The organism is Chitinophaga sp., from assembly GCF_035564935.1.
GTDB lineage: Bacteria > Bacteroidota > Bacteroidia > Chitinophagales > Chitinophagaceae > Chitinophaga.
In genome coordinates, this window is record NZ_DATMTE010000493.1 from 1 (window position 1) to 2108 (window position 2108).

Genomic DNA, 2108 nt, shown 5'->3' on the forward strand with positions numbered 1-2108 from the left:
ACCGGGCTACCCCAGTTTTTGCCGTCGGCGCTGGTGTAAAATTCGTAGCCGTAAATGATGCCGCTGCCGGCAGGCGTATAGGTAAATCCTTTCAGGGAAAGGGTTTCGCCCAGGTCTACCTGCAGCTCATGCGGGTATTCGGCAGCTGTTTCTTTGTTACCTGCCACATAAACGCTGGCGGTGTTGCCATCAATTGCTTTAGCCGGGTTGTTGTCTTTGCCGGTGGCTTCCGGCGCAACCACCTTCCATTTGGCAGGTGCAATGTCGAAAGTGGCGGTAACCGTTTCACTGGCGGTTTTGCCTTTATCCAGGAAGGCTTTGGCTTTTACCACACCGCCCAGGGGGAGATTGATAACTGTTCCGCTGACATTATCGTTAGCTGCCGCATACTTCGGCGATTTCAAAGTAGGTTCGCCACCATCCAGGGTGTAATGGATTTCCGTATCGCCGGATTCGCTGCGGATCCATACCTTTCCATCGGCCGTGCGGCCAATCTGCGGCAGGGTAAGTAATCCCGGCGCCTTGTACAGCTGTACCTCGCTGATCACCGGGGCCGCTTTGGCATCCAGGATATTGATACGCACCTGTGTGGTGGTGTAGTCCTTTAAACGCAGGATGCGTTTATGCCCGATGGTAGTTTCCTTTGCAATCTCTTTCCAGTTGCCGTTTTCCAGGATCTCCACGCTGAAGGCTTTCACCCGCTGCCCCAGCGCAATGTATTCCTGCAGCACCACCCTGTTGAAGGTAATGGGTTGCTTGTAACTCAGGTTGATCACTGTAGTGGTGGCATCATCGGAGGTGGCCCAGTAAGTGCTGTTGGTGCCATCGTTCAGGTGCGCCACCTTTACATTTTTATTATTGCTGCGGGTATTGGTAGCTGTTACCAGCGCCTGTTTTGCCAGGTTATTTTTGAAAGATGCGTCCAGCACACGGCGCAGCTCCATCAGGCGGGTAGAGTCGTTCGGGTGGATGAGTCCATCCCGGTCCACCGGCACATTGAGGATCAGGTTACCATTGCGGCCTACGGAGCCATAATAAATATCGAGTAATGTGGACACTGATTTTACCTTGTCATTTGTTTCCGGGCTGTAAAACCATCCCGGCCGGATAGACACATCGCACTCGGCGGGGATCCATTGTTCGCCATCCTCATTACCTTCATTGAGCGACTTGGTAGCCGGGCCGTTGGCGCCGGGAGAAAAGCCTTTTACATTCAGCGTACTCCAGTTGGTAGTACCGGCAATGCCATTTTCATTACCTACCCAGCGGCAACCCGGACCTACATCACTGAAGATAACGGCGTTGGGCTGGTTCCTATATACCACGCTGTGGAACAGGTTCCAGTCGTACGGCTGCTTGATATTGCCGCCATTGGCGCCGTCGAACCATTGTTCAAATACAGGGCCGTAGCCGGAAAGCACTTCATTGAGCGTATTGGCAAACACCTGGTTGTACCCCGGCTTGCCATATTCCGGATGATTACGGTCCCACGGGGAAAGATACACCCCAAACTTCAGCCCATACTCCTTACAGGCGGCGGACAGTTCCGCCAGCACATCGCCTTTACCATCTTTCCAGGCGCTTTCACGCACGGTATGCGTGCTGTATTTACTGGGCCAGAGGCAAAAGCCATCATGGTGTTTGGCAGTGATCACGATGCCTTTCATACCGGCCGCTTTAGCAGTACGCGCCCACTGACGGGCATCCAGGTGGGTAGGATTGAACACCTTCGGATCTTCATCTCCATGTCCCCACTCTTTATTGGTAAAAGTATTGGGGCCAAAATGAATGAACATATAATATTCCATATCATTCCAGGATACCTGTGCTTTTGAAGGCAGCGCGCCATAAGGCCTGATCTCCTGGGCCATTGCCATATTAAAACCAAGCAGCGCAGCGAGGAGTAACGTGTTTTTTTTCATTGCCGGAAATAAAAGTTACGGATTAGGATGTCAGCGAAGATAGGGCAGATAATCAGATCGGTTCAATCCGAAATTCCCCATTAGTAATTCAATTTTAGCTTTAAGCGCGCCTCGAAGCTGCTTTGGGTTACCAACCCTTTACCGGATTTTCAGCATATATCCGCAAAAAAGGCAATAATAACCAGC

At 51.7% G+C, this 2108-nt stretch carries 1 protein-coding gene; it reads right to left on the reverse strand.

The genetic code is table 11. The features are described 5' to 3' along the window. Positions 1-1922 (reverse strand): alpha-L-fucosidase (locus VN105_RS12670; protein WP_325641389.1); only part of this gene is annotated, 1922 nt, incomplete at its 3' end. Positions 1923-2108 lie beyond the last annotated feature (186 nt).